Annotated in this window: 24 protein-coding genes; 9 read left to right on the top strand and 15 right to left on the bottom strand. The window is 68.6% G+C overall.

Going from position 1 to position 25,711, the window contains the following annotated elements:
• Window positions 1-29: 29 nt before the first annotated feature.
• Window positions 30-1,469, bottom strand: a complete 1,440-nt coding sequence (locus ACFOW8_RS07735; protein WP_378547528.1) for an NAD(P)H-hydrate dehydratase — start codon at window positions 1,467-1,469, stop codon at window positions 30-32.
• A 71-nt stretch (window positions 1,470-1,540) separates the two neighbouring features.
• On the opposite strand from ACFOW8_RS07735, the gene ACFOW8_RS07730 reads away from it, so the two are divergent.
• Window positions 1,541-1,963 carry a cupredoxin domain-containing protein gene (locus ACFOW8_RS07730; protein WP_378547525.1) on the top strand — a complete coding sequence of 141 codons (423 nt, stop codon included), beginning with the start codon at window positions 1,541-1,543 and terminating at the stop codon, window positions 1,961-1,963.
• Here the strand turns inward: ACFOW8_RS07730 and glmS are convergent, their stop codons facing one another.
• On the bottom strand, window positions 1,964-3,844 hold the full coding sequence (gene glmS / locus ACFOW8_RS07725) for a glutamine--fructose-6-phosphate transaminase (isomerizing) (RefSeq protein WP_378547522.1): 1,881 nt from the start codon (window positions 3,842-3,844) through the stop codon (window positions 1,964-1,966).
• 36 nt (window positions 3,845-3,880) lie between these two features.
• Between glmS and ACFOW8_RS07720 the strand changes: the two genes are divergently transcribed.
• From ACFOW8_RS07720 to ACFOW8_RS07700, 5 genes are all read left to right on the top strand, one after another.
• Window positions 3,881-4,738 carry a poly(ethylene terephthalate) hydrolase family protein gene (locus ACFOW8_RS07720; protein ID WP_378547519.1) on the top strand — a complete coding sequence of 286 codons (858 nt, stop codon included), beginning with the start codon at window positions 3,881-3,883 and terminating at the stop codon, window positions 4,736-4,738.
• Between the two features lie 167 nt (window positions 4,739-4,905).
• Window positions 4,906-5,247 carry a hypothetical protein gene (locus ACFOW8_RS07715; RefSeq protein WP_378547516.1) on the top strand — a complete coding sequence of 114 codons (342 nt, stop codon included), beginning with the start codon at window positions 4,906-4,908 and terminating at the stop codon, window positions 5,245-5,247.
• Between the two features lie 3 nt (window positions 5,248-5,250).
• The gene (locus tag ACFOW8_RS07710) at window positions 5,251-5,589 is read left to right on the top strand and encodes a hypothetical protein (protein ID WP_378547513.1); all 339 of its coding nucleotides are present in this window, start codon (window positions 5,251-5,253) and stop codon (window positions 5,587-5,589) included.
• 3 nt (window positions 5,590-5,592) lie between these two features.
• Window positions 5,593-7,512 (top strand): hypothetical protein, encoded by a 1,920-nt coding sequence (locus ACFOW8_RS07705; RefSeq protein ID WP_378547510.1) that lies wholly within the window; start codon window positions 5,593-5,595, stop codon window positions 7,510-7,512.
• Window positions 7,513-7,547: 35 nt separating this feature from the next.
• The gene (locus tag ACFOW8_RS07700) at window positions 7,548-9,260 is read left to right on the top strand and encodes a serine/threonine-protein kinase (protein WP_378547507.1); all 1,713 of its coding nucleotides are present in this window, start codon (window positions 7,548-7,550) and stop codon (window positions 9,258-9,260) included.
• Between the two features lie 217 nt (window positions 9,261-9,477).
• On the opposite strand, the gene ACFOW8_RS07695 is transcribed toward ACFOW8_RS07700, so the two are convergent.
• From ACFOW8_RS07695 to ACFOW8_RS07670, 6 genes are all read right to left on the bottom strand, one after another.
• Entirely contained in the window at window positions 9,478-9,903 is a 426-nt protein-coding gene (locus tag ACFOW8_RS07695) for a hypothetical protein (RefSeq protein WP_378547504.1), read from the bottom strand.
• Window positions 9,904-9,944: 41 nt separating this feature from the next.
• The gene (locus tag ACFOW8_RS07690) at window positions 9,945-11,717 is read right to left on the bottom strand and encodes a hypothetical protein (RefSeq protein WP_378547501.1); all 1,773 of its coding nucleotides are present in this window, start codon (window positions 11,715-11,717) and stop codon (window positions 9,945-9,947) included.
• 8 nt (window positions 11,718-11,725) lie between these two features.
• On the bottom strand, window positions 11,726-12,058 hold the full coding sequence (locus ACFOW8_RS07685) for a hypothetical protein (RefSeq protein WP_378547498.1): 333 nt from the start codon (window positions 12,056-12,058) through the stop codon (window positions 11,726-11,728).
• A gap of 178 nt (window positions 12,059-12,236) precedes the next feature.
• A complete protein-coding gene (locus tag ACFOW8_RS07680; RefSeq protein WP_378547495.1) occupies window positions 12,237-12,374 on the bottom strand; it encodes a hypothetical protein in 138 nt (45 codons plus the stop codon).
• The gene (locus ACFOW8_RS07675) at window positions 12,367-12,675 is read right to left on the bottom strand and encodes a DUF6802 family protein (protein WP_378547492.1); all 309 of its coding nucleotides are present in this window, start codon (window positions 12,673-12,675) and stop codon (window positions 12,367-12,369) included. Before ACFOW8_RS07675 ends, ACFOW8_RS07680 begins: the two co-directional genes overlap by 8 nt.
• A gap of 94 nt (window positions 12,676-12,769) precedes the next feature.
• Complete coding sequence (locus tag ACFOW8_RS07670; protein ID WP_378547489.1) at window positions 12,770-12,961, bottom strand: PspC domain-containing protein; 192 nt, start codon at window positions 12,959-12,961, stop codon at window positions 12,770-12,772.
• 146 nt (window positions 12,962-13,107) lie between these two features.
• Here ACFOW8_RS07670 and ACFOW8_RS07665 point away from each other — a divergent pair, with 146 nt between their 5' ends.
• Both ACFOW8_RS07665 and ACFOW8_RS07660 read left to right on the top strand, forming a co-directional pair.
• Complete coding sequence (locus ACFOW8_RS07665; protein WP_378547486.1) at window positions 13,108-14,748, top strand: ABC-F family ATP-binding cassette domain-containing protein; 1,641 nt, start codon at window positions 13,108-13,110, stop codon at window positions 14,746-14,748.
• An 8-nt stretch (window positions 14,749-14,756) separates the two neighbouring features.
• Entirely contained in the window at window positions 14,757-15,182 is a 426-nt protein-coding gene (locus ACFOW8_RS07660) for a hypothetical protein (protein ID WP_378547483.1), read from the top strand.
• Here the strand turns inward: ACFOW8_RS07660 and ACFOW8_RS07655 are convergent, their stop codons facing one another.
• From ACFOW8_RS07655 to ACFOW8_RS07630, 6 genes are all read right to left on the bottom strand, one after another.
• Window positions 15,183-15,551, bottom strand: coding sequence for a hypothetical protein (locus ACFOW8_RS07655; protein WP_378547480.1), 369 nt, complete (start codon window positions 15,549-15,551; stop codon window positions 15,183-15,185).
• Between the two features lie 215 nt (window positions 15,552-15,766).
• Window positions 15,767-17,104: a phosphoglucosamine mutase gene (glmM, locus tag ACFOW8_RS07650; protein ID WP_378547477.1), complete on the bottom strand. Its 1,338-nt coding sequence runs from the start codon at window positions 17,102-17,104 to the stop codon at window positions 15,767-15,769.
• Between the two features lie 167 nt (window positions 17,105-17,271).
• A complete protein-coding gene (rpsI, locus tag ACFOW8_RS07645) occupies window positions 17,272-17,790 on the bottom strand; it encodes a 30S ribosomal protein S9 (protein ID WP_110037104.1) in 519 nt (172 codons plus the stop codon).
• Window positions 17,787-18,230 carry a 50S ribosomal protein L13 gene (rplM, locus tag ACFOW8_RS07640; RefSeq protein WP_022567307.1) on the bottom strand — a complete coding sequence of 148 codons (444 nt, stop codon included), beginning with the start codon at window positions 18,228-18,230 and terminating at the stop codon, window positions 17,787-17,789. The genes rpsI and rplM overlap by 4 nt, the downstream gene beginning before the upstream one ends.
• A 181-nt stretch (window positions 18,231-18,411) precedes the next feature.
• Window positions 18,412-19,737, bottom strand: a complete 1,326-nt coding sequence (locus ACFOW8_RS07635) for a hypothetical protein (protein ID WP_378547473.1) — start codon at window positions 19,735-19,737, stop codon at window positions 18,412-18,414.
• Between the two features lie 70 nt (window positions 19,738-19,807).
• On the bottom strand, window positions 19,808-22,324 hold the full coding sequence (locus ACFOW8_RS07630) for an FHA domain-containing protein (protein ID WP_378547470.1): 2,517 nt from the start codon (window positions 22,322-22,324) through the stop codon (window positions 19,808-19,810).
• 108 nt (window positions 22,325-22,432) lie between these two features.
• Here ACFOW8_RS07630 and ACFOW8_RS07625 point away from each other — a divergent pair, with 108 nt between their 5' ends.
• A complete protein-coding gene (locus ACFOW8_RS07625) occupies window positions 22,433-23,878 on the top strand; it encodes a metallopeptidase (protein WP_378547467.1) in 1,446 nt (481 codons plus the stop codon).
• Between the two features lie 369 nt (window positions 23,879-24,247).
• Here the strand turns inward: ACFOW8_RS07625 and ACFOW8_RS07620 are convergent, their stop codons facing one another.
• Window positions 24,248-25,591 carry an FHA domain-containing protein gene (locus ACFOW8_RS07620; RefSeq protein ID WP_378547464.1) on the bottom strand — a complete coding sequence of 448 codons (1,344 nt, stop codon included), beginning with the start codon at window positions 25,589-25,591 and terminating at the stop codon, window positions 24,248-24,250.
• Window positions 25,592-25,711 lie beyond the last annotated feature (120 nt).

Raw genomic sequence — 25,711 nt, 5'->3', positions numbered from 1 at the left:
CCGGACCAGCACCGTAGCCCAACCGGCCCCTACTCGCCGGCGAGTTCGCGCAGCACCCGGACGGCCGCGCGGATATGACCGAGCAGCGGCGTAGCAGAGATCGGCGCGCCGACCGGCCGACCGGCGTGCGCGGCGAGGTCGGCGGCGAGCGCGTGCACCCTGGCGGCGGCCGCGGCCGACCAGGCGGGCGGGCGTCCCGCGGCGAGTAGCGCGCCGAGGATCCCGGACAGCACGTCACCGGAGCCCGCGGTGGCTGCCCACGAGCCGCCCGCATCGCTGACCAGTGTCGGTTCGCCCGGTGCCGCGATGAGCGTGGCCCGGCCCTTGAGCAGGACGGTCAGCTGCCAGTCCTCGGCGAGCGCCCGCACGGCCGCGACCCGGTCCGGCCCGAGCGTGGTGCCGGTGAGCCGGGCGAATTCTCCCGCGTGCGGGGTGAGCACCGTCGGCGCGGTGCGTCCACGGACCAGTTCCGGTTCGGCCGCGAGCAGCGTGAGCCCATCGGCGTCGACGACCACCGGCAGCTCGGTGGCGAGTATCTCGGCGAGGCGCTGCCGTGCCGCCGCGTCGGTGCCTGCGCCCGGTCCGAAGACCCACGCCTGCACCCGGCCGGTCTCCCCGATCGTCGCGCTGGCGATCACCTCGGGGAACTTCGCCAGCACCTCGGTGTCGTCACCGGCGTAGCGCACCATCCCCGACGTCGCGGACACCGCGGCACCGGTGCTGAGTACCCCGGCGCCGGGGTAGGTGGAGCTCCCGGCGCATACGCCGACCACCCCCTGGGTGTACTTGTCGTCCGTCGCGGCGGGGACCGGCCAGCCTGCGCCGACGTCGGCCGGGTCGAGCTGGGCAAAACCCGGCTCCGGCAGCCTTAATCCGATCGGCACCAGCACGATTCGCCCGCACTGTGCCGCCGCCAGCGCGTGGACCGGCTTGTACGCGCCGAACGCCACCGTCACCGCGGCCCGCACCGCCGGTCCGCCGATCGCACCGGTGTCCGGGTCGACACCGCTGGGCAGGTCGGCGGCGACGATCGGAACGTCAAGGGCCGCAACCATCTCCGCCGCACCTGGCCGCAGGGGACCACGGCCGGAGATCCCGACGATCCCGTCGATCACCAGATCCACCGCGCCGAGCCGCTCGACCACCCGGCCACCGGATTTCCGCAGCGCCGCGAGCCCGTCGCGGTGTGCGCGTTCGGGATTCAGCAGCACCGCGGTGACCGCCACCCCGCGCCGCGCCAGCATCGATCCGGCCCACAGCGCGTCACCACCGTTGTCGCCCGACCCCACGAGCAGCCCCACCACCCGACCGGCGACACCGCCGGTGCGCGACCGCAATTCCGCCGCGACGACCGTCGCCAGCCCGTAGGCGGCCCGCCGCATCGGCATCCCGGCGGGCACTCGGGTGAACAGTTCCGCCTCGGCCGCCCGCACCTCGTCGGTGGTGTAGTAGCCACGCCGATCCGACATCGTCGCCTCCCGATCGCGCCGCCGCGGGCCACGACCGGCCCGCGATCGTTCGCAGACTACGCTGCACACCCATGTCGATGGTTCGTCACCGCGCCGCGTCCGCCCTGCTCCTCGCCGGATGCGCCGCGGCCACCACCGTGTTCGCCGCAGGCTGCTCCGGCGACTCGGACAGCGCCGCGTCCACCACCCGCACGCCGCGCCCGGTCGCCACCACGACCGCCCAGACTCCGCACGCCCCGACCGACCACACCATCTCGGTCTCGGACATGACGTACTCGCCCGCCGAGATCACCATCAAGGCGGGCGAGACCGTCACCTGGAAGTTCGACGACCGGGCCCCGCACAACGTGCAGGGCATCGGCGACAAGGCGATGGGCATCAACAGCCCCATCATCACCAAGGGCGAATGGTCCTACACCTTCACCCAGCCCGGCACCTACCGCTACCTGTGCAGCCTGCACCCGGACATGCGCGGCACCGTCACCGTCGAGTGACTATTCGACCGTGACCGACTTGGCCAGGTTGCGCGGCTTGTCGACGTCGTAGCCGCGCGCCTGGGCCACCTCGGCGGCGAAGATCTGCAACGGCACCGTCGACAGCAGCGGCTGGTACAGGGTGGGCGCCGCCGGGATCTCGATCAGATCGTCGGCGAACGGGCGCACCGTGTCGTCGCCCTCCTCGGCGATCACGATGGTGCGCGCCCCGCGTGCCTGGATCTCGCGGATATTGCTGAGCAGTTTCGAGTGCAGCACCGGACGGCCCTTCGGCGACGGCATCACCACGATCACCGGCAGACCGTCTTCGATCAGCGCGATCGGGCCGTGCTTGAGCTCGCCCGCCGCGAAGCCCTCGGCGTGCATGTAGGCGAGTTCCTTGAGTTTGAGCGCGCCTTCCAGCGCCACCGGATAGCCGACGTGGCGGCCGAGGAACAGCACCGTCGGCACCTGTGCCAGCTCGCGTGCGATGGCCCGCACCTGCGACCCCGTCTCCAGCACCCGCGCGATCAGCTTCGGCATGGCCTCGAGCTCGGCGAACTCGCGAGCCACCTCGTCGGGGTACTTCACCCCGCGCGCCTGCGCGAGCGCCAGCCCGACCAGGAAGTTCGCCGCCACCTGCGCGAGGAACGCCTTGGTGGAGGCGACGCCGATCTCCGGGCCGGTCCTGGTGTAGATCACCGCGTCGGACTCGCGCGGGATCTGCGCGCCGTTGGTGTTGCAGATGGCGAGCACGCGCGCCTTCTGCTCCTTGGCGTGGCGCACCGCCTCCAGCGTGTCGGCGGTCTCACCGGACTGCGAGATGGCCACCACCAGCGTCGACCGGTCGAGCACCGGGTCGCGGTAGCGGAACTCGCTGGCCAGTTCGACCTCGACCGGCACCCTGGTCCAGTGCTCGATCGCGTACTTGGCGAGCAGACCAGCGTGATAGGAACTGCCGCACGCGACGACGAACACCTTGTCGAACTCGCGCAGTTCCTGATCGGCGAGACGCTGTTCGTCGAGGACGATCCGGCCGCCCTTCTCGTCGACGACGAAATGCCCGATCAGGGTGTCGGCGACCGCGGAAGGCTGTTCCTCGATCTCCTTGAGCATGAAGTAGTCGTGGCCGCCCTTCTCGGCGGCGGCCAGGTCCCAGTCGATGGTGAACGGCCTGCTGACCACACCCTCGGTCCCGCCGTCGAAGTCGGTGACGGTATAGCTGTCGGCGGTGATCACCACGGCCTGGTTCTGGCCGAGTTCCACCGCCTCCCTGGTGTGCTCGATGAACGCGGTCACATCGGAGGCGATGAACATCTCGCCCTGCCCGACACCGACGACCAGCGGCGTCGACTGCCTGGCCGCGATGATCGTGCCCGGATGGTCGGCATGGGTGAAGACCAGCGTGAACGCGCCCTCCAGACGACGCAGCACGGCCAGCGCGCTCGCGGTGAAGTCACCCGCGGTCGGCCCTTCGGCATAGGCGCGGGCGACCAGATGCACGGCCACCTCGGTGTCGGTCTCGCTCAGCAGCTCGACGCCGGCGTCCTCGAGCTCGCGGCGCAGCGGCGCGAAGTTCTCGATGATGCCGTTGTGGACGACAGCCAGCTTCCCGGACGCGTCCCGATGCGGGTGCGCGTTGCGGTCGGTCGGCGCGCCGTGGGTGGCCCACCTGGTGTGACCCATCCCGCTGGTACCGGCGAACCGCCCGGCGGCAGCGGCGTCCAGTTCGGCCTCCAGATTGGCCAGCTTGCCCGCCTTGCGCTCGATGGCGATCGACCCGTTCCCGTCGAGGATCGCCACCCCCGCCGAGTCGTAGCCGCGATACTCCATGCGCCGCAACGCGTCGACGACAACGCCGAGCGCGTCCCGGTACCCGACGTAGCCCACGATTCCGCACATGGTTCTCCACCCTACTGATCGGCTACCCTTCACGCCGTGTCGGTGTCTGCAAAGTCGCTCCTGAGCACCCTGTCCGCGCGTGGCCCCCATCGGGTGCTGCGCGGAAACCTCGGCATCGCGGGCCAGCCGGGTGTGGTGTTCACCCCCGAGGCCGGGTCAAACCTGCCCGCGGTCGCGTTCGCGCACAGCTGGCTGACCAGCTCCGAGAACTACAAGAGCCTGCTCGAGCACGTCGCCTCGTGGGGTTTCGTCGTCGCCGCCCCCGACACCGAACGCGGCCCGATCCCGTCCCATCTCGACCTCGCCACCGACCTGCTCACCACGCTCGACATCGTCAGCCAGGTCCGCCTCGGCGACGGCACCATCAGCGTGCACCCCGACCGCATCGCCCTTGCGGGCCACGGCATGGGTGCCGGTGCCGCCGTGATCGCCGCCGCGCAACGCCGCGTCGCCGCCGTCGCCGCACTGTTCCCCGCCCCCACCTCCCCGGCCGCGGAGAACATCGCCCCCGAACTCGACCTGCCCGGCCTGATCCTGGCCGGCGCGACCGACCTCGACTCGGTCAGCTCCAACGCCCGCGTCCTGGCCACCAACTGGGCAGGCCCCACCATCCTGCGCACCATCGACGGCGCCACCCACAACGGCATCATCGAAGGCCGCCGCCTCTTCGCCGCCCTCGGCGCGGGCCGCTACGAACACAAAACCGAGAAGACCACCCGTGCCCTCCTCACCGGCTACCTGCTGCACACCCTCCTCGCCGACAAGACCTACGCCCCCTTCACCGACCCCGAAGCCGTCCTTCCCCACACGACCGTCGTCGACCCGGAAGCCGTGGTCGAAGAGGAGGCTCCCAAACTGTCGGTCGGCACGATCGCAAAGCTCATCCGGAAGTAGCCCGACTCAGCCGAAACCGGACTTCCACCTCAACCAGAAGACTGCTGGTCCGGTAGAGTCTCGAGCCATCGGGGCGGGGAGCCTCGGGGGTACCGGAGTCGGTAGGAGGGGCGGAGGCAGATGCGCCGGGGAACAACAGTGAGTACCGCGCTGCGGGGTGGTCGGCGATGAGCTGGCTGGCCAGAATCGATCGCATCACCAGCGAACACATCGATGCCGTACGGGAGACCGAAGGCCGCATCGAGCAGGTCGAGCGCGAAGCCGCGGAAGCGACGCAGCGGATCGGCGAGCGTGTCGCGGCGATGGGATTCGGCGCGGAGACGCCGGAGGAGCAGGCGGCTCGCGAGGCACGGGAGGAACGGGACCGGCTCATGTACGAGTACCGGATGCGCACCCGGCAGGCAGCCCAGCCGAGCCATCAGCGGGAAGTGTATGTCCAGCCGACGGACTGGACGGATGTCGACGAGGCCAGGGCGAATGGGTTCGGCCGCGATTCGTGGTTGGTGTAGGTGATGAGCGGCATTCTCAATATCGATACGACTGTCGTCCGGCAGCAAGGCGCCGAGATGACCTCCGCTTCGCAAGAACTATCCGCGGTGGCGGGTTCGTGGGGGAACATGTTCGCCGAGAACGACTTGGGTGACGAGTACAGCGCCGAGGCGAAGAACATCGTCGCAGGCTTCGAAGCCGTCGCCTCCGCGGTCAAGAACTGGTCCAGTTCGTGCAGCGCGTTCGGCGACGCTTTCACCAATAGCGCCGACAATGCGCAATACACCGATAATCAATTCGCCGGCGAAGTCAATCGGGTCTCCGTCGACAGCAAGGGTGACCTCACCGTCGAGGGGAAGTAGCCGATGGCTGATCAATCCGAACTCGGGCTCGGCAGTGGGGGCACCGACGCCAGGATCATCGAGCACGGTTCCGGGACCGATCCGTCAGCGGTGTGGGCAGAATTCGGCCCCGACGGCAACACCGCTACATCGCTCGGCGACTCGATCGCCGCAGACACCGGTGAATATGACCTCAGCCGAGACGCGTGGGGCATACTTAATTTCGGTACCAGAATGTCCGACATGACCGATGACATCTTGTTCTGGTTCCACCTCGTTCAGGCTCGCTACGAACTCGCGTGCGAGGGTGGCGGTGCGGGCGCCATTGGAATCTGTCTGGAGTCCGAGAACGCGATCGACAAGGCGTACTACAAGCAAGCCGACATGACATTGAACAATCTCGTCGGTGCAGGCAATCGCATCTCCAGCGCGCTCCCGAAGGTGACGGCGGCGCAGACCAGCCAGCTCCAGGTGGCACAGACTCTGGAATACGCCTGGCAGGGCGCGAGTGGCCAGGCGGCGAAAGACAAGCTCAGCACGCTCAACGAGTGGTCGGAAGAAGCCAGCACCGAAATCAGCGCCCTGCCAGGGGTCCTCGACGCGGCAGTGGATGGGATGAAGAGCTGTCTGCAGCGCAAAGCCAACGCCTTCCGCAAGCTCTATCAGGTCACCGAAATCAATGGCGTCGAGATGAGCAATGGTGACAGCGGCGGACGGGGGATCAATACGAATGACGACGATGACGCTTCACTGGGCAACGACGATGTTTCCTTGATCCTCAATTACGCGCTTCGCCGTGGGATCGGCGATGGTGTTCGGGCCAGGATCAAAGGCCTTGCCGAGCAGGGTGTATTCGGAACCAACACGAATGTCCTGACCGGCCATACCACCTATCACGACCGCGGCAACAGCACGAACGCGGAATTCGACAAGACAGCGTTCGACACTGAAGCTGTCGCGCTGTGCGTGGCCTGGCGGACAACCTTCAAGGAAAGCGCCGAAGGGTTCTTCAGGGCATACACCACGCTGTGCGCGGATACCGATGCCGCCGTCAAGGCCTACCTGCAGGTGGTCAGCGACGCCCTGAACAACGTCGCGCATCTCTCCACACCCCCGGCCCCGGAAACCCCGCCGACAGAACAACAGCAGACCACAACTCAGCAGACGACAACCACGTCGACCGGCGGCACCCCCGTCACCACCACCACCGAAGACGACGACACCGACACCACCACCGCGGGAACCACCAACCCCACAACGACAACGGATACCGACGACGACAACGACGACGACGAGTCGACCACCGACCTGAGCAGCTTGCTCTCCACCGTTTCCAGCGGTCTGTCGACCTTGAGCTCGGTGGTCGGTGAACTGTCGAGCCTCACCTCGGGATCATCGGACTCCGCCGAATCCATCGCCGAGTCGATCGGCACCGGCCTCAGCTCCCTCGCGACCTCGATCACCAGCGGCATCGAACAGTTGAGCGGCCTGTTCAACGGCACGGGTACCACCGAATTCACCATCGCCGGAACCACTGTCAGTGTCGGCACCGGCGAGAACGGCCAGCTCACGCTCACCACGACGAACTCCGAGGGCGCGGCCAACGAGTACAGCCTCACCCTGAACGAGAACGGCGTCCCGGTGATCACCGACAACACCGAATCAGGTGTCACCGGTACTGGCGAGCCGTCGTCCGCTTCCGGGCAGGCCCCCGCAGGCCTCGAAGACGGTGGCACCACCGCGGGCCCGACCGCGAATCCCACCGGGGCACTCAACGCCAAGGGCCAGGAAGCCGAACACAATCCGGGCACCTACAACAACGCGCCCTTGTGGACAGCCGACGACGAACCCGCCGAGACCCCGCAGCCAACCGTCCCCGACGCCGGTCCGGCCACGGCCCCTGGCAGTTCGGGTGCGCAGCTGGCCGAAGCGGGCCCGCTGTAAGCGCCGACACGACCAAGCGATAGACAGGGAACACTGTGGACACCAGGGGGACATCCGAGACCTTCGCCGGTTACGGAATCGAGCGGATTCTCGGCCGGGGTGGGATGGGGACCGTGTACCTCGCCAGGCATCCGCGGCTCCCGAGGTTGGTCGCACTCAAGATCCTCAACTCGGATCTGCTCGGCGACAACGAGATCCGGCTGCGTTTCGAGCGCGAAGCGGACCTGGTGGCACAGCTCGATCATCCGAATATCGTCGCCGTTCAGGACCGCGGGTTGGCTGGCGACAACCTGTGGATCGCGATGCAGTACGTCGCAGGCTGCGACGCCGGGGCCCTCGGCATGGTCGATCCGGCACGGGCGATCCGCATCATCACCGAGATCGCGGCGGCACTGGACTTCGCGCACGGTCGAGGCATCCTGCATCGTGATGTGAAGCCGGCGAATATCCTGCTGTCCAGCCCGGAGCCCCACCAACCCGAACGCGTACTACTCGCGGACTTCGGTATTGCACGGCTTCGAGATGACGTGAACGGCCTCACCCAGACCGGTACCTTCACCGCGACATTGGCCTATGCCTCCCCCGAGCAACTCTCCGGCGGCGTCCTGGATCACCGCAGCGACCAGTACTCCCTGGCCTGCACGCTGTTCACGCTCCTCAGCGGCACCGCTCCCTTCGCGGCAACCAATCCGGTGGCGGTCATCGGCGCCCACATGTCCGCGCCGCCGCCACGGGTTTCGGAGCGGCGGCCGGGTTTGCCACCGGGATTGGACATGGTCATCCAGCGGGCATTGGCGAAAGATCCACGTCAGCGGTTCGACTCCTGCACCCAGTTCGCGCTGGCCGCGGCTCGGGAACTGAGCAACGCAGCGGTGGCCCCGAGGAACCGGCCGACCCCGGCGCCCACCTGGACACCGGAAATGCTTGCGAACGCGCAAACCGCCATTACGCCACCAGGATTCGTCCCGCTCCCACGAACCCCGCAGAGCATGGCACCGAGACCGACGGCACCGTCCGGCCAGGGTCCGTTGCTGTTCGCTTTGTGGTTCGCGTTCTTCGCGCTCGTATTCACGACAAGCGGACTGGACTACTGGGCGAGGTGGTATTCCATCGAAATCGTGGGAACAGCGTTCGCACTTCTGGTGCTGGTGCCGTTGGGGCTGGCAGCCCGATTCGGTTTCCTCCTCGGTCCTCGTGTCCTGAGCGTGGCCGGCGTCAGTATCTGCCTCGCAGGCAGCGCGCTGACTCTCGCGCTGGGCGATCAATCCTTCGCGAGGTCCGCGACCAGTGCCGTGGTGATCGCGTCGGCCGCGGCTGTCCTCGGCCATGCCATGGCAGTCCAGTACAGCGCTCGGCCACCGAGGCACCCGGATTGGCGGATAGCGGGCTCCCTCGTCGGGGCTCCGGTCGCCGTGGTCGGATTGATCGAGCTGATGTACCGCACCGGCGACCAGGGCTGGTGGGACCTTTGGTCAGGCTCCTATCTGCTCCAGTGGGTACCCCCGCCGGCGGTCGTGGCGGTGGTACTGCTCGTCGCACGGCGCCCCGCACCTGAGATCCGCGAGGACGCGAAGGCCCCGTTCGTGTGGATTGTGGGAAGTGGATTGGCCGTGCTGGCCGCCTCTGTTCCGATCATGTACGCCCAGCAGGAGAGCCCCCTGGTCATCTGGACTTCCCTCTCGCTCGGCGTCATCGCTATGACCCTGGCGATTCGTCTGGTGGTACGAGGTCTGCGCGATCAGTCGTAAGGCGACACGATCGGTCGGTCTCTTGGCAGTCGCCCTGGCGGGCACGGTGTCGAGGGCCAGCGGGAAGTCGGGGCGCAGGTGCACGATGGACGGGATGGGGCCGACATGTTGGCCTCGATCGCCGCGACCGGATTGGTCGCGGCGAAGCGGATTTCGTCGGCCTACCGTGCTCAGACTGCCCCGGCCGGTCTCACCCGTCCACTCGAGCGCGGGATTCTCAGTCCAGCCAGGTGGACCGGCGGTAGTACTCGGACTCGGAGTCGTAGTCGCCATCCGACGGAGCGACCGTCGATCGGGCTTCCCGCGCGGCACGAGCCCGCGCCACCACCGCCCGGATCTCGGCTTGCCGCTGCTGTTCGGGTGTCATGGTCGGGTCGGGGACGAAAGGGGCCGCTACGGGAGGCGCCGCCGCGCGTGCGGGGGCCTCGTAGTCTGGTTCCGGCTGTACCGGCTGCGGCTCAGCGGTTTCGGTGGCCTCCGGCTCCTGCTCGGCCAGTTCTCGCAGGCGCGCCGCGGCGTCGACGGCGAACTGTTCGGCGCGCATCGCGGTCTGCCGGTCGATCTCATCGATCTCGTCCATCAGCAGCGCCGACCGCCGCCGCGCTTCCGCCGCGATCTGCTCGATCTCTGCCGCGTAGTCCACGGTCGACTATCCGCCCGAAAACGCGGACGATCCGCCAACAATCACAGCGGACCCGCTTCGGCCAGCACAGCTCCGCTGTCGCCCGGATCGCTCACCGGCTGATCGATACTCGGGACATGTTCACTGTCGGCCTCCTGCCGGGCCGGGCGTGGGCCGACGGGAACACCGCCAGCCACCGAGCCCGAAGACTCTTCGCCGGAACCGATTTCGCTGGTCACCGGCGCGTCGGTGAGATCGGGAGTTTCCGGGCTGGTCGCATCGGGAGCACTGGTCACGCCGCCATCGCTCGCGCCGGGTTCCCCGTCGCTGGTGCCGGATTGTGGTGTGCCCGAACCGAGTACGCCGGCCGACTCATCCCCTTGATCGGTGGTCTCGCCCGACGCATCTTGGGTGAGAACAGGATTCCCGTTCTCGTCCAGCGAGAGCGTGTACTGGCTCGTCGCACCACTGGAATCGGTGGTGGTCAGTGTCAGCCCGTTCGCCCCCGCTTCGATACTCACCGTGGTGTCGCCCAGCTGGAACGACGCCTCCTGCCCCTCGGCCGACAGCAGGCTGCTCGCCTGTTCCGTCAGCTGCTCGATGCTGTCGCCGAGCGACGTACCCGCCGACTCGATCGTGGAGGTGATCGTGTCGCCCAGATCGCCGGTCAACGCCTCCGAGACGGTGGTGCCCAGATCGCTGATCGTCGAAGCGAGGGTGCTCAGCGCCGTGCTGATGTCGGAGTCGTCGGTCGTCGAGTCGTCGTCGGTGGACGAGTCGTCGGTGGTGGTCTCCTTCGTCGTCGTCTTCACCGTCGACCCGGTGGTCGTGTCACCGGTTTGCGTACCGGCCGTGGTGGTCTGACCACCGTTGTCCGTCGTCTGATCACCATTCGATGTCGTCTGATCACCCGGTTGGGTACCAGCCGTGGTGGTCTGATCGTCCGTCGTCTTCGGCTGGTCGCCTCGTGGCTGCGAGTCCTCGACGGGGGCTACTTCGGTGCCCGACACAGACGGGTAGCTTCGCTCGACAACTCCGGCAGCCGCTGACTCCACGGCATCGAGAAGACTCTCGACAGCGATTCGAGTCGTGGTGCATTGATCGGTGAAGATCCGCACCTTGCCGTTGTAGTCGGGCATGAAGACGATAGACAGCCAGCGTCGGCACATGTCCTTGATCGCGTCGCGGTACTCCCTGGATGTCTTGTTCTTGATCTCCGCGGAAGTATCCGGGATATCCGTCACGCCTTCGGAGTTGCGATGTGCCGTGATCGCTGCCAACTCCTCGTTCAGGAGCCCGCTCCCGGTCTTCGAGGCGTCGATAACACTGTCGATGTCAGCTGGAGCCAGGCCACCTACCGTAGGGACCGATTTCGTCTTCTTACCCCCGTAGTACTTGTCCACCGCGTCGTCCATCAATGTCAAGACGGTGTCTGCCTTGGCCTGAACAAGTCCGGGAATCTCCGCTGCGGCTTTGGAGAGTGCAGCTTCGAAGGTCCGTATCTTGTCTCGGTCCTCACTCGCCATGGTGGCGATCTGCCCCAGCTGACCCGCCGCAGCAGCGGCGGCCTCGCCCTGCCACCCAGCCTGCATAGTTCCGGCGGCCGACTGTTGCGCACTGATCTTGGCGTCGGCCGTGGTCACGAGCTGGCGAAGCGCGCCTGCGGCGGCCTCGAGATTCGCGATGTTCATGTCGCGCTCGTTGTCGTATGGCCGAACCAACTCGTAGAAGTCGAAGCTCCCGCCGAAAGCCGCGACGTATCGGGGCCCTAGCTGCTCGAAGTACTGCAGACCGGGAGCGCCGTCGTCGAGCACGTCGTTGATAGGTCTGGTCATCGCTGCGCCTACTTCACCGGTGCTGGGGCAGCGCCGTCGAGGCCGCGCGCGGTGGTCTTGTCGACAGCGGTGTACGTGATGGCCGCCTTGCCGATCGCGTCCGCAAGCTGCTCGGAAGCGCTCGTCCAGACCTTCGCCCAGCTGACCACCCGATCCAACGCCGAATCGATCTTCTGGCCACTACTGGAGTACGCCCGCCCAGCATCGGCAGCAACCCACGCCGCTGCCGCGACCTCCTTCGCCGAGGTCCGGGTTGTCGTCACGGTGTCGGTCACGGTGTCGACCGTCTGCGACATCGCCACCGGGTCTGCCACGAATCCGCCTGAAACCGTATCGCCCATTCCCCCACCTTCCGGCTACCTCGGATGCGCCACACCGGCGCCTTACCTACTTCGACGCGCGAACCCACCCACCGGTTCCCGCACCGGCCGCACGAATTCACTCCCCCTAGGTCCCCTGGTCGGTCCGCCGCCACACTGACGTCCCGCCCGGATGACGGTGATACTCCGTGCCTGCTCCTCAGCCTGCCAACTGGCTCACCAGCCGACTGCCCGTCATCTTGTACTCACCGTCGACGAGTTCGTACACGGTGACGAAACCGTCGATATAGGCCGAGTCGACGTCGGCCACGTGCGGAACCGGACGCGCGCTACTCACCCAGGTTCCCCTGATCGGTCCGCCGCCACTCCGATGTCCCATCGGGATGACGGTGGTACTCCCAGGCGGCATAGTCCCCGTCGGACTCCACCACTGTCACATGATCGGCGATACCGTCCTGGTCGTAGTCGGACCAGACGCTCGTGCCGTGGGCATCGCTGTCGGTGATGGAGTCGACCACTCCGTCGCCGTCGAGGTCCTGAGCGGGCTGATGGAGTTCGACGGGGCCTAGGTCGGTCAGGGGTGAATGGGCGTCGATGTCGGGTAGACCGAGGCCGGGGATGTCGCCCGAGGTGACCATGGGACTCCTCCTCAAACCAGAAACTCGCGGATGACGGCGCGGCGGGATCACCACCATCCTGTCATCCGCGAGCGGCTCACGGGGACCTCGGTCCTCACTTCTTGGGCATCATCAGCCACAGGATCAGGTAGATGAGGAACTGGGGGCCGGGCAACAGGCAGGAGACCACGAAGACCAGGCGGACGATATTGGCGTTCCAGCCGAAGTACTCCGCGATCCCTCCGCAGACGCCTGCGATCCATTTGTCGCTGGTCGAACGGGTGAAGCGGCGGGCGGGGGCAGTCATTGTGTGGCGCCTTCCTTGTCGAACGGTGATGACTCCACTGTGCCGATCGGCGGCCGGCCGGCGCATCGGTCACCGGACCTATTCGCACCCTGATTTCCGCCGGGCCCGATCTCAGGGTCACACCCCGAGACGGGCAGACTGAGGGCGTGAGCACCACATTGCAAGCGACCGGTCTGTCCGCGGGACATGCCGAGCGGACCCTGTTCGCGGACCTCGACTTCACCCTCGCGCCCGGCGATGTGATCGGTCTGGTCGGCGTGAACGGAGCGGGCAAGTCGACACTGCTGCGGATGCTGGCCGACCGCACGCCCGCCACCGGCAGCATCACCGTGAGCCCGCCCGACGCGACGGTGGGCTACCTGGCGCAGGAACCCGAGCGGATCGACGGCGAGACGGTGCTCGAGTTCCTGGCCAGGCGCACCGGGGTCGCGCACGCGCAGCGGGTGATGGACGACGCGGCCGAACGCCTCGGTGACGGCGGGGACGACGACTATTCGCCCGCGCTCGAGCACTGGCTCGCCCTCGGCGGCGCCGACCTGGACCAGCGGGCCGAGGAGGTGGCCGCCGAACTCGGGCTCACCGACGGTCTGCCCGGCGGCTTGCACACCCCGATGACCGGCCTGTCCGGCGGCCAGGCCGCGCGGGCGGGGCTGGCCTCGGTGTTGTTGTCGCGCTTCGACGTGCTGCTGCTCGACGAGCCGACCAACGACCTCGACCTGGACGGCCTGGACAGGCTGGAACGCTTCGTCGCCGGGGTGCGGGTGCCGCTGATGGTGATCAGTCACGACCGGGAGTTCCTCGCGCGCACTGTGAACCGGGTGCTAGAGCTGGATCTGGCCCAGCAGCAGGTTGGCCTCTACGACGGCGGATACGAGGCGTATCTGGCCGAGCGCGAGATCGCCCGTAGGCACGCCCGCGAGGCCTACGACGAATTCGCCGACACCAAAGCGGGTTTGGAGGCCCGCGCGCAGATGCAGCGCAACTGGCTCGAGCACGGAGTGCGCAATGCCCGCCGCAAGGGCAAGAACGACGCCGACAAGATGGGCCGCAAGACCCGCGCCGAATCCACCGAGAAGCAGGCTGCCAAGGCCAGGCAGACGCAGCGCCGGATCGAACGGCTCGAGGTGGTCGAGGAGCCGCGCAAGGAATGGGAGCTGCGGATGGCGATCGCGACCGCGCCTCGCAGCGGGTCGGTGGTGGCGACCGCGGTCGGCGCGGTGCTGCGCCGCGGAGAGTTCGCCCTCGGGCCCATCACCACCCAGATCGACTGGGCCGACCGGATCGTGCTCACCGGCGCCAACGGTTCCGGCAAGTCGACGTTGCTCGCGTTGCTGCTCGGCAAGCTCGTTCCCGACTCCGGTTCCGCCGCACTGGGTTCCGGAGTGGAGATCGGCGAGGTCGACCAGGCGCGCGGCCTGTTCCGCGGTTCCGACAGCCTGGCGCACACCTTCGGCGCGGCGATGCCTGCCTGGCCCGACGCCGAGGTCCGCACCCTGCTGGCCAAATTCGGCCTGCGCGGCCCGCACGTCACCCGGGCCTGCGACACCCTCTCCCCCGGCGAACGCACCCGCGCCGCCCTCGCCCTGCTGCAGGCGCGCGGGGTGAACCTGCTGGTACTGGACGAACCGACCAACCATCTCGACCTGCCCGCGATCGAACAACTCGAACAGGCCGTCGAATCCTTCACCGGCACCTTGATTCTGGTGACACACGATCGCCGGATGCTGGATTCTGTGCGGGCGACCCGTCGCTGGCACATGGTGGGCGGGCGGCTCACCGAGGAATAGGAACCACCATGGATCTTGGCATCGATACCCGTGTCACGCTGCTGATCACCGGGCTCATCTTCCTGAGCGCCCTGCTGCTCGGGGTGTGGAAATATCACGGCATCCGTACCTCGATCAAAGGGACGGCGCATGTCTACGTCGACATCGCGCACCGGGCCGCGCTGATGTATTCCTTCGCCGGTGTGCTGCTCGCGGTGTTCACCGAGCTCAGCGCCTGGCCGACGGCTGTCAATCTGATCGCCGTGCTGGTGGTCCTCGCGTTCTTCGTCGGCGCGATCGCCAGTTACGTGCTGCACGGGTGGCGCCGCGACACCACCAATCAGTTCGCGGGCCGGATCCCCGGCGCGCTACGGCTGTCGATGTACGGGCTGATCGTGGCCGAGATCGGCGGGTTCGGCGTGCTGTTCAGCGGCTTCGTCGTCGGCCAGTTCTGATCAGAACGACTGCGTCACAGCCATTTCCGCCGCACCGAACAGGTCGATATCGGAACCGAGCTTCGCGCCGACGAGCCCGGCGGCACCGGTGAGGAACGCGATGACGAGCACCACGATCGCCGCGCGGGATCTGGGCAGCCGCGGCACCGCGAACGAGTACCCGCGCTCCGGTTCGGCGACGGGTTCGTAGGCGGGCTGGCCATAACCCTCGTCCCGGATCGGCACGGTGTGATGCGAATACCCCTGTGGCACGTCCCGGCACCCCGGCCTGCCGCAGGCGCCGCCGCAGCGGTGATAGGGATCGGGCTCCACGTACTCCACCGGATACCGGTCCTGGTCGCGGTAATTGCGGGCGGGCAGCGGCGACATGGATCGGCCCCCTTCGAATCATGCTGCGCGCCAAACTCTCCGGTGCGCCGAGCAGCACACGCGCCACCGGCACACAGGTCCATACGGCGTATGCCGATAGTAGATGGCCCCGGCACGCCCCGCCAGCGGGAAACCCGCCACGCCTGGCGCCCACAAACCCGAGCGATGGGGCCGGAAAGCACACAGCGCGCGGTTTGTGTGCGCGCAGCGTGGGCTCAGACTGCGGCGACCCGCTTGGCCAGATCGTCGGCGAGCTGACGCGCCTGCACCGGATCGGTCGCCTCGACCATCACCCGCACCAGCTGTTCGGTTCCGCTCGGCCGCAACAGCACCCGGCCGGTGTCGCCGAGTACCCGCTCCGCCTCGGCGACCGCGTCGCCCACCTCGGGCGCCGCTGCGACGGCGGCCTTGTCGCTGACCGGCACGTTCACCAGCACCTGCGGCACGGTGCTCATCACCGAGGCGAGCTCGCGCAGCGGGCGGCCGGTCTGGGCCATCCGCGCCATCAGCCGCAGACCGGTGAGCACGCCGTCACCGGTGGTGCCGTAGCGCGGGAACACCACGTGGCCGGACTGCTCACCGCCGAGGCTGTAGCCGCCGCGGCGCAGTTCCTCGAGCACATACCGGTCGCCGACGGCGGCGGTGAGCACGGTGATCTCCGCGGCGCGCATGGCGATGTGCAGACCGAGGTTGCTCATCACGGTCGCGACCAGGGTGTTGTCGACGAGTTCGCCCGCCTCCCGCATCGCGAGCGCGAGCACGGCCATGATCGCGTCACCGTCGACGACCTCGCCGGTGGCGTCCACCGCCAGACAGCGATCGGCGTCGCCGTCGAGCGCGATCCCCAGGTCGGCGCCGTGGGCGAGGACGGCGGCGCGCACCGCGTCGAGATGCGTCGAACCGCAATTGTCGTTGATGTTGAGGCCGGTCGGATCGGCGTTGATCGCGATCACCGTCGCACCCGCCTCCCGGTACACCTGCGGCGCCACCTCGGCGGCCGCGCCGTGCGCGCAGTCGACGACGACGGTCAGCCCGGACAGGTGCTGCCCGGTCGATTCGAGCAAGTGCTCGACATAGCGTTCGTGGGTGCCCTCGACGGTGTAGTCGCCGCGCACCCGGCCGATGCCCGCGCCAGTGGGGCGCACGGTGTTGCCGTCGGCGATCAGGGCTTCGATGCGCTGCTCCACCGCGTCGCCGAGCTTGTGTCCGCCCGCCGCGAAGATCTTGATGCCGTTGTCGGGCATGGGGTTGTGCGAGGCGGAGATCATCACGCCGAAGCACGCGTCGTAGAGACCGGTCAGGTATGCCACGGCCGGGGTCGGCAGCACGCCGACGGAGAGCACATCGACACCCGCCGAGGTCAGGCCCGCCGTCACCGCGGCCTCGAGCATCTCACCGCTGGCCCTCGGGTCCCGGCCGACCACCGCCACCGCCCGCGTCTTACCACGCGAGAGGACCTGCGCCGCGGCCGCCGCGACCCGCATCGCCAGTTCCGGACTGAGCGTGTCGTTGGCGAGACCACGAACCCCATCCGTGCCGAACAGCCGTCCCATACCTCTACCTCAAAGTCGTAGGTCCCGAAATGCAGCACAAGAGCAGGCAGCCAGCATGAGCTGGCAGCCTGCTCTCGCACAAGTGCTCCGCTGACGAGGCTCCCCCACCGCTCACGCGGGTAACCCAACACAGGGTAGGGGAAAGCCTGCCGTCGGCAGAACCGAAATCAGCGCTTCGAGTACTGAGGCGCCTTACGGGCCTTCTTGAGGCCGTACTTCTTACGCTCGGTGGCACGCGGGTCACGGGTCAGGAAGCCGGCGCGCTTGAGCGCGGGACGGTCCTCCGGGGTGACCTCGATCAGCGCACGGGCGATGGCCAGACGCAGGGCGCCCGCCTGACCCGAGGGGCCGCCACCGACCAGGCGAGCGTAGATGTCGAAGCTCTCGACACGCTCGACGGTCACCAGCGGGGACTTCACGAGCTGCTGGTGCACCTTGTTCGGGAAGTAGTCCTCGATGGTGCGGCCGTTGAGCACGAAGTTGCCCGAACCGGGCACCAGGCGCACGCGAACGACGGCTTCCTTACGGCGGCCGACGGTCTGCACCGGGCGATCGATCACGATCGGGGCGTAGGTGGCTTCTTCGACGTACTCGGCCTCGTAGCCTTCGCCGTCTTCGACAACCTCGACCACGGTCTCGTCGACCGCGTCGAACTCTTCGGGGGTGAACTCTTCAGGAGCGGTCACTGGGCCACCTGCTTGATCTCGAACGGAACCGGCTGCTGCGCGGCGTGGGGGTGGTTCGGGCCTGCGTAGACCTTCAGCTTGCCCGCGATCGCGTTGCCCAGCTTGTTCTTCGGGATCATGCCCTTGACGGCCTTCTCCACGAGACGATCGGGACGGGTCGCCAACACCTCGCCGACAGTGCGCGACTTGAGGCCGCCCGGGTGTCCGCTGTGGTGGTGGATCAGCTTGTCCTGCTTCTTGTTGCCGGAGATGGCAACCTTGTCCGCGTTGATGATGATGACGAAGTCGCCACCATCGACATGCGGTGCGTAGGTCGGCTTGCCCTTGCCGCGCAGCAGGCCAGCGGCCTGCACGGCGAGACGGCCGAGGACTACGTCAGTGGCATCGATGACGTACCACTTGCGGGTGACGTCACCTGCCTTGGGGCTGTACGTAGGCACAGTCGTTCCCTGTCTGTCGTCGGTGTTGCCGGCCACGGGTGTGGATTCGATCCCGTCCCGGCGGCCGGTGGAGACCCGGGACATCGAGGGTGCGCCGACCTCGCGAACGAGTCCGGCGTTCCACACACCAGCGGGTAACGATACCAGCCACGCATCACCGCCCCACAATCGGGCACCGGTGTCAGATCACCACGGGTGGTCCAGGGTCGGTGGCACGGGCCGGGCCGGGAATCCGGTAGCGCAGGGTGTCGATGCCGGGGGTGGCACACTCCTCGGAGACCGGGCCCGCGCCGCGGGCACTCGCGATCCCCTCCGGCGGGACGGTGGTCACGTACGGGGTGAACGCGCAGCGCACCGGTTCGGCGGCAGCGGCGGGACCGGCGGCACCACCCTGCCACGCGGTCGCGACCACCGCGAGCGCACCGACCACGACCGGTGCGCCGGACAAACCCTTGCGTACCTTGCCGAGCAGACCGCCGCGGGGCTCCTCGTCCTCCAGCTCGGGCAGCGCGTGCCGCCCGGTCGACGGGGTCGGCGGACCGGCGACGATACCCGCCGGGCTCGGCGGCTGACCGGCGGACGGCGCCGGTGGCGGTGCGCCCCAGCCGACCTGCGCGGCATACCCCTGGCCGGGGTGCTGGGACTCGGGATAGTCGTCCTCGTCCAGATCCGGCTCGTTGACCAGCAGATGTGCCGCGCCGAGCACCAGCGCGTGCATCGGGTGGTCGGCCACCTGCAGCCGCTGGCCGAGATGATTCTGGAAGGCCAGCCGCAGCGCGTCGTTGAAGCAGACATTGCCCGCCAGCAGCACCGTCGAGGTGTCGGCGCCGATCGAGCGGGCCGCGGCCATCGCCTCGATCACCACGTTGTCGGCCGTGCGGGCATCGCGCAGCGCCTCGGCGCTCACCGACACCTCGACCGACTCGGTGGGCTGTTCGTCGTCCCCGTGTACCGCAACGACCAGTAGCGTGCGGCCGTCGGAGTACACCCCCGTGGCGCCGAGGCCGGTCCGGTGCCGCTCGCTCGGCGGCGACACCAGCCCGAGCGCCCGGACATACCCGGACAGCGCGACGCTCTCCGGCAGCGGCTCGACGACCACGTCGAGCTGCTCCACCAGCGCCGCGTAGACCTCGACCTTCTCCTCCGGCCAGCTGTCCGGATACGGCAGCGCCACCACCTGCGGCTTGCCGCGCAGATACTTGCCGACCGCGGCGAGCGGGTTGTACAGCCGAGCGCGGAAGACCAGTTCCGCGGGCCAGGTGGCGCCCGCGATCACGATCTGTGGATGCCCGAGGATGTCGCGCACATCGGCGATCGCCATCCCCAGATCCGGGCGCTGCCGGTCGACACCGGCGGTGTGCAACCGGCCCGCCGCGTCGGCGAGCAGATAGGCGGGCGGGGTGTATGTGCCCTCCACCTCGACCGGGCGGATCGGGGTCTGGCCGCCGCCTGCGGCAACGGAGACCACATCCCACCCCAGGTGCAGGGCGCCAACTCGAACCGTCACAGGACCAAGTGTGCCCGGTCGACGGCCGACACGCGCATCTTGCCCTCCGATAGGGCCCTGACCTGCCGACTCATGCCTGACTCTTCTTCAGCCGCAGCCTGCTCCAGGTGATCACGGCCAGAATCGCCGTGATCACGACGAGCAGCACGATGTCGATGGCCCAGATGCCCGGCTTGTGTTCCCAGATCGGATCCTGCTGCGCGCCGAGCACCAGCTCCCGCAGGTCGACGGTGGCCGCACCGGCCGCGTACCCCCAGCGCGACGGGAACAGGTACGACACCTGCTCGAGACCCATCCGGTCGGTCACCGGGATCAGGCCGCCCGCCATCACCAGCTGCACCATGATCATCACCACGAGCATCGGCATGACCTGCTCGTTCGACTTGGCCAGGCTCGACATCAGCAGACCGAACACCACACAGCACACCGCGGTCATCGCGATGTCGAAGTACAGCTCGACACTGCCGCTCGGGATCAGCGCCCCCTCCTGCGGCGGCTTCTTGCCGAGGAACGTGATGCCGACCAGCACCGCCGACTGCAGGAACGCGGTGACGCTGAACACCACGATCTTGGCCATCAGATAGGCCGACGGCAGCAGGCCGACCGCGCGCTCCCGGTAGAAGATCGACCGCTCGCCGACCAGGTCGCGCACGGTGAGGGTGGCGCCCATGAAGCATGCGCCGAGAATGAGCACCACCAGCAGCTGCTGGGCCTCGCCGCCGCTGGAGCGGGCGAAGGATCCGTCCGGCTGGGCGATCAGCGGCCCCTCCGTGAAGCCGTCACTACCCGGCACCACCAGCGACAGCGCGCCGAGGATGAACGGCAGCACCACCAGGAACACGAGATAGCCGCGATCGGCGAAGATCAACCGCAACTGCCGGCGCGCGAGCGTGCTGAACTGGCGCATCCCGCTCGATTGCGGTGGCGCGCCCGTGTTGCCGCGCTGCAGCGGTTGCGGTGGCGGTGGCGGTGGCACATAGGCCTGTCTGGACCGATACGCCGCGAACGCCTGATCCGGATCGGCCGCGACCTTGGCGAAGATCTCCGCCCAGTCCGAGGTGCCGAGCGCGGCGCCGACCCCGCCGGGATGACCGGCGAAGGCGGTCTTGCCACCGGGCGCGAGCAGCACCACCTGGTCGCACATGTCCAGGCAGGCGACCGAGTGGGTCACCACGATCACCACGCGACCCGCGTCGGCCAGTTCGCGCAGCATCTGCATGACCTGCCGGTCCAGCGCCGGGTCGAGGCCGGAGGTCGGCTCGTCCAGGATCAGCAGCGAGGGGCCGGTGAGCAGCTCCATCGCCACCGACGCGCGCTTGCGCTGACCGCCGGAGAGCCGGTCGACGCGGGTGTCGGCGTGCTGGGTGAGCGAGAGTTCCCGCAGCACACCGTCGATCACCTGCTGCCGGTCGGCCTTGGTGGTATCCGGCGGCAGCCGCAGCTCGGCGGCGAAGCCGAGCGCCTGGCGGACGGTGAGCTGGCGGTGCAGCACGTCGTCCTGTGGGACCATACCGATCCTGGAGCGCAGCGCTTCGTACTCGGCGTGCAGGTTGCGGCCCTCGAAGGTGACCACACCGCCGGTCGGCTGGGTATTGCCCGCCACCAATTTCGACAGCGTCGACTTGCCCGCGCCCGACGGACCGATCAGCGCGGTGAGCGTGCCGCGCCCGGCCTGCATGTTGACGTCGACGAGCAGCTGCTTGTTGCCCTCGACCGTGAACCCGACCCCGTGCACCGACAGGCCGAGCTCGGCCACCGGCTTCTGCCGATGCGCCAGTGCCCCCTGCGTGACGACGAAGTCGATATTGCCGATGGTGACGATGTCGCGCTCGCGCAGCACCGTCCGCTGCTGGCGGTGCCCGTTGACGAACGTGCCGTTGGCCGATCCGAGGTCCTCGATCACCAGGCCCTCGGACGAAGAGATCAGGCGCGCGTGCTTGCGCGAGGCCAGCGGATCGTTCACCACGATCTGGTTGTCGGAGGTCCGGCCGATGCTCAGGCCGCCGGATGGGATCCGGTCGCCGCGAGCCACCGGCTCGGTGGAGGCCGACTTGCGCACCGGTGGCAGCATCGAGGAGTCGGCGCGGCGCGTCATGTTGATGTTGTCCTGCGGCGCCACCGGCTGCGGCGCCGACGGCGCGAACCGTTGCTGCGGCGGATTCGGCCGGGACTGCTGCGGCGGCGGGAAGGGCTGCTGCGGCCGTTGCGGCGGACGCTGCTGGGATTGCGGCGCCGACGGCGGCGCGAGCACGGTCGCCGCGTGCCGCGAGGACGGCGCGGCAGGCACCAGGTGCAGCAGCGGGCCGCTGATCGCGTCGCCGAGCCGCACCTGGGTCGGCCGGTCGATCGAGACGGGCTGGTTCAACCTGCGCGCGTCGACGAACACCCCGTTGGTACTGCCATTGTCCGCCAGCACCCAGGCCCCGTTCTGGAAGCGTAGCGTCGCGTGCACCCGCGAGACCAGCGGACTGTCCACGAACAGGGTGACCTCAGGCGCCCGTCCCATGGTGATCTGCTGGCTCGCTTCGAAAACTCGTTCAGTTCCATCATGGCGCACGGTGATGGTCTGCGCCCCCGGTGAAGACATGGAGCGGATACTATGCCATCACCCGGACATCGGCGGTGCCCGGAGAGAAGGCTTCGTGCCCGATCCGGCGCCCGACCTGCACTCCGATCCGGCCGACCAGGGGGACAGATGCCGAGAGGCCAAGTGTTCGTTGCGATCAGCGCTGTGCTATTGGCGTTGCTCAGCCTCGGCTGCACCCGGTCGATCGACGGCCGCGGCGTCTCGATCTACGACGACCCGTTCCAGGTGGCGGGCCTGCCCACCACCGGAGGACCGAACGGGCCGCGACCCGGCGTCCCCGATTCCACGCTGACCGCGACCAACGGCGACGGCGGCGAGGTCGACGCGCTGGCGCTCAATGCCATCGAGGACATCCAGACCTACTGGGAGGCCGTGTTCGCCGCCGAGTTCCGCGGCGAGACCTTCGCGCCGGTCGAGAAGCTGATCTCCTGGAATGCCCGCGCCTCGCGCAGCCAAGCGGTCGAATTCTGCAAGGAGACCACCTACCACCTGGTCAACGCCGCCTACTGCCGCAGCGACAACTCGATCGGCTGGGACCGCGCGATGCTGCTGCCCACCATGTCCGAGACCTTCGGGAAGATGTCGGTGGTGATGGTGCTCGCGCACGAGTACGGGCACGCCATCCAGACCATGGCCAAGATGGTCACCAAGAAGACCCCGGTGCTGGTCAAGGAACAGCAGGCCGATTGCTTCGCGGGTGCCTTCATCCGGCACGTCGCCGAGGGCAAGTCGAAACACTTCACGATCAACACCTCCGACGGGCTCAATTCGGTACTGGCCGCGACCGTTTCGATTCGCGACTCCGATCCCGACGATCCCGAGAGCGTGCACGGGTCCGCCTTCGAGCGGGTCACCGCGGTGCAGATCGGGTTCACCGACGGCCCGCGCGGCTGCAAGGGCATCGACGCCGAGGAGATCGACCAGCGCAGGGGCAATCTGCCGCAGACCTTCTCCGGCGACCAGGGCCGCGGCGAGTACCCGATCACGAAGGACAATCTGGTCGAGCTGAGCAAGGCGTTGCAGGCCATCCTGCCGGTGTCCGACGCCCCCACCTACCAGTACTCCGGTGCCGGGATCGACTGTGCCGACGGCGCGACCACCGAACCGGTCACCTACTGCCCAGCCGAGAACGTCATCGCCACCGATGTCCCCGCGCTGGCCGAACGCGGCTCGGCCGATACCGAGGACGACGGCCCGCTGCCGGTGAAGGTCAGCGGCGACTACAACGGCTACGTCGTATTCATCTCCCGCTACACCCTCGCCGTGCAGCGCGGCAACGGCCAGCAGTTGACCGGCGCGAAGACCGGCCTGCGCGCGGCCTGCCTGTCCGGCGTGGTCACCGGCAAGCTCGCCGAGCCGAACCGGCCCGCAAGCCAGGGCGATATCCAGCTCTCGGCGGGCGACCTCGACGAGGCCGTCTCCGGCCTGCTCACCGACGGCCTCGCCGCCAGCGACACCGAGGGCAACACCGTCCCGAGCGGCTTCTCCCGCGTCGACGCGTTCCGGGCGGGCGTCCTCAACGGCGAAACCACCTGCCTTTCCCGATACAGCTGAGTTGTTGGAGCGCTGGCGCGCTCGGGTCGCGGCCCCTTGGTCCCCGTCACCGCCGCTGCGCGGCGGACCCTCCTCGGGGTCGGGTCGTGCGGGGCTGGGTGAGGTGTGCAGCTGCGGTGTTTTGTTGAGCCGCTGGCCTGCTCGGGTGCGGCATCCCTGGTCGCGTCGGTCAGGTGCCGTTGCTTGCTCCTTCGTCGCTTGCGAAACGGCGCCTGATCGACGCCGACGGGCCGCGACCGCCGCTGCGCGGCGTGACCCTCCTCGGGGTCGGGTCGTACGGGGCTGGGTGAGGTGTGGAGCCGGCGGTGTTTGGTGGGGCGCTGGTGTGCTCGAGTCGCGGGCCGTGCGGGGCCGGAGGCAGCAGGACGATCAGCCGAACGGGGGCGGTGCGGCGGGTTCGTAGCGCAGGACGCGGTTGCCGATCATCACCTCGGTGCCGGGGATCAGGATCATCGGCTGGTTGGCGGTGAGCCGGACCCAGTCGCGATAGCCGGGCAGGCGGGTGCGGGTGCCGTTGGTGGAGCCGCGGTCGAGCAGTTGCACGTCCCAATTCACCAGGTGCACTTCGGCGTGCGCGCGGGACATGCCGCCGGAGGAGTCGTCGACGCGCAGCGGGATGAGCCCGCGCTGGGCGGCCTCGGAGTTCTCCGGGTCGCGGCCGATCACCGCGTCGGCGGCCAGCAGATAGGTCATGCCGTCGTCGAGCACCAGCATGCCCAGCGGTGGGCGCACCACCTCGGCGAGGGCCTGGGTCTGGTCGACCGGCATGCCGCACACCGTGCAGAACGCCGAGCGCGGATCGCTGGGATGCGCACGCGCGCACTTGAATCCCATCACCTTCACCGTGAGCACCGTGGCCCGCGCGGTCGACTCCAATCTGCGTTGCAGGTCGGGGTCGGGTTCCGGGGCGGGGTTGGTCCCGCTGTGGCTGGTGTCGGCATGCTGCCGATCGACCGGTGGCGCAACCGAATACGGATCGACCGCCGCGTGGGCCGGGCCGGTGGCGGTGCCGGTCGCGTCGAGCATCGAGGTCGCGGGCTGCATGCCGGTTTCGGGCGCCTCGGCCGGTCGCGAATCCCCTTGTCCCTGCGCCGGTTCCCGGTCGACCCGCGCGGTGGGCGGCGGTGGGCGGCGTGCCTCGCCCGCCGGAGCGGCGGTCCGCACCCGCGACCTGGTGCCGTTGGACCAGACCACCGCACCGCCCGCCTGCGCGATGCCCTCGACCAGCCAGCCGACGCCGCGTTCGGCGGGCAGATCGGGTATGCGGCCCTTGGCGTCGTCGACGAACAGCGCGACCGCGGTCGCCGGCTCCGACGCGACCCGGTCGACAGTGAAGGCGGCATCGCTGCCCCGGTAGTACTCGGCGGTGCCGTCCCCGGCGAGCACCGCGGTGATCGCGCCGTGCAGGAAGATCGCCACGCCGCCGTTCTCGGCGGCCGAGAGCACGCCGAAATCGATCGGGACACCCGGCGAGATCTGCTCGGCGTACTTCATCAACCAGCGCGTTGCCTCCCGCGCGACCACCGACCCAGGCCCACCCGGCTGATCCTCGGCGGCGGCCCGCACCAGCTCGGCCAGCGACTCCAGCGCCACCGCGGCGGTGTCATCGGACCTCAGCCGCCCGGGACCGCGATGGGCCACCACGATCACCGCGCCCGCGACCCGCGCGACCGCGTGGCTTCCCGGCACCACCTCGACCTGCCGATCCTTCACAGGAATCGGCCTCCACCGGAACCGCGCAGCAGGGTCGTCGCCATGCCGTCCAGACTATGGCAAACCCACCCGCATCGGTCCCCCTGGGCGGTCTTCGTCCGGTAACTTCACACCTACAGC

The organism is Nocardia rhizosphaerae, from assembly GCF_042650365.1.
Taxonomy (GTDB): domain Bacteria; phylum Actinomycetota; class Actinomycetes; order Mycobacteriales; family Mycobacteriaceae; genus Nocardia; species Nocardia rhizosphaerae.
This window is presented reverse-complemented; position numbering and strand designations above follow the sequence as displayed.

What these genes read in the sequence shown, in the direction of transcription:
- ACFOW8_RS07735 (WP_378547528.1), bottom strand. Translation starts at nt 1,469, where the DNA reads ATGTCGGATCGGCGTGGCTACTACACCACCGACGAGGTGCGGGCGGCC.
- ACFOW8_RS07730 (WP_378547525.1), top strand. Translation starts at nt 1,541, where the DNA reads ATGTCGATGGTTCGTCACCGCGCCGCGTCCGCCCTGCTCCTCGCCGGA.
- glmS (WP_378547522.1), bottom strand. Translation starts at nt 3,844, where the DNA reads ATGTGCGGAATCGTGGGCTACGTCGGGTACCGGGACGCGCTCGGCGTT.
- ACFOW8_RS07715 (WP_378547516.1), top strand. Translation starts at nt 4,906, where the DNA reads ATGAGCTGGCTGGCCAGAATCGATCGCATCACCAGCGAACACATCGAT.
- ACFOW8_RS07710 (WP_378547513.1), top strand. Translation starts at nt 5,251, where the DNA reads ATGAGCGGCATTCTCAATATCGATACGACTGTCGTCCGGCAGCAAGGC.
- ACFOW8_RS07705 (WP_378547510.1), top strand. Translation starts at nt 5,593, where the DNA reads ATGGCTGATCAATCCGAACTCGGGCTCGGCAGTGGGGGCACCGACGCC.
- ACFOW8_RS07690 (WP_378547501.1), bottom strand. Translation starts at nt 11,717, where the DNA reads ATGACCAGACCTATCAACGACGTGCTCGACGACGGCGCTCCCGGTCTG.
- ACFOW8_RS07685 (WP_378547498.1), bottom strand. Translation starts at nt 12,058, where the DNA reads ATGGGCGATACGGTTTCAGGCGGATTCGTGGCAGACCCGGTGGCGATG.
- ACFOW8_RS07675 (WP_378547492.1), bottom strand. Translation starts at nt 12,675, where the DNA reads ATGGTCACCTCGGGCGACATCCCCGGCCTCGGTCTACCCGACATCGAC.
- ACFOW8_RS07670 (WP_378547489.1), bottom strand. Translation starts at nt 12,961, where the DNA reads ATGACTGCCCCCGCCCGCCGCTTCACCCGTTCGACCAGCGACAAATGG.
- ACFOW8_RS07660 (WP_378547483.1), top strand. Translation starts at nt 14,757, where the DNA reads ATGGATCTTGGCATCGATACCCGTGTCACGCTGCTGATCACCGGGCTC.
- ACFOW8_RS07655 (WP_378547480.1), bottom strand. Translation starts at nt 15,551, where the DNA reads ATGTCGCCGCTGCCCGCCCGCAATTACCGCGACCAGGACCGGTATCCG.
- glmM (WP_378547477.1), bottom strand. Translation starts at nt 17,104, where the DNA reads ATGGGACGGCTGTTCGGCACGGATGGGGTTCGTGGTCTCGCCAACGAC.
- ACFOW8_RS07630 (WP_378547470.1), bottom strand. Translation starts at nt 22,324, where the DNA reads ATGTCTTCACCGGGGGCGCAGACCATCACCGTGCGCCATGATGGAACT.
- ACFOW8_RS07625 (WP_378547467.1), top strand. Translation starts at nt 22,433, where the DNA reads ATGCCGAGAGGCCAAGTGTTCGTTGCGATCAGCGCTGTGCTATTGGCG.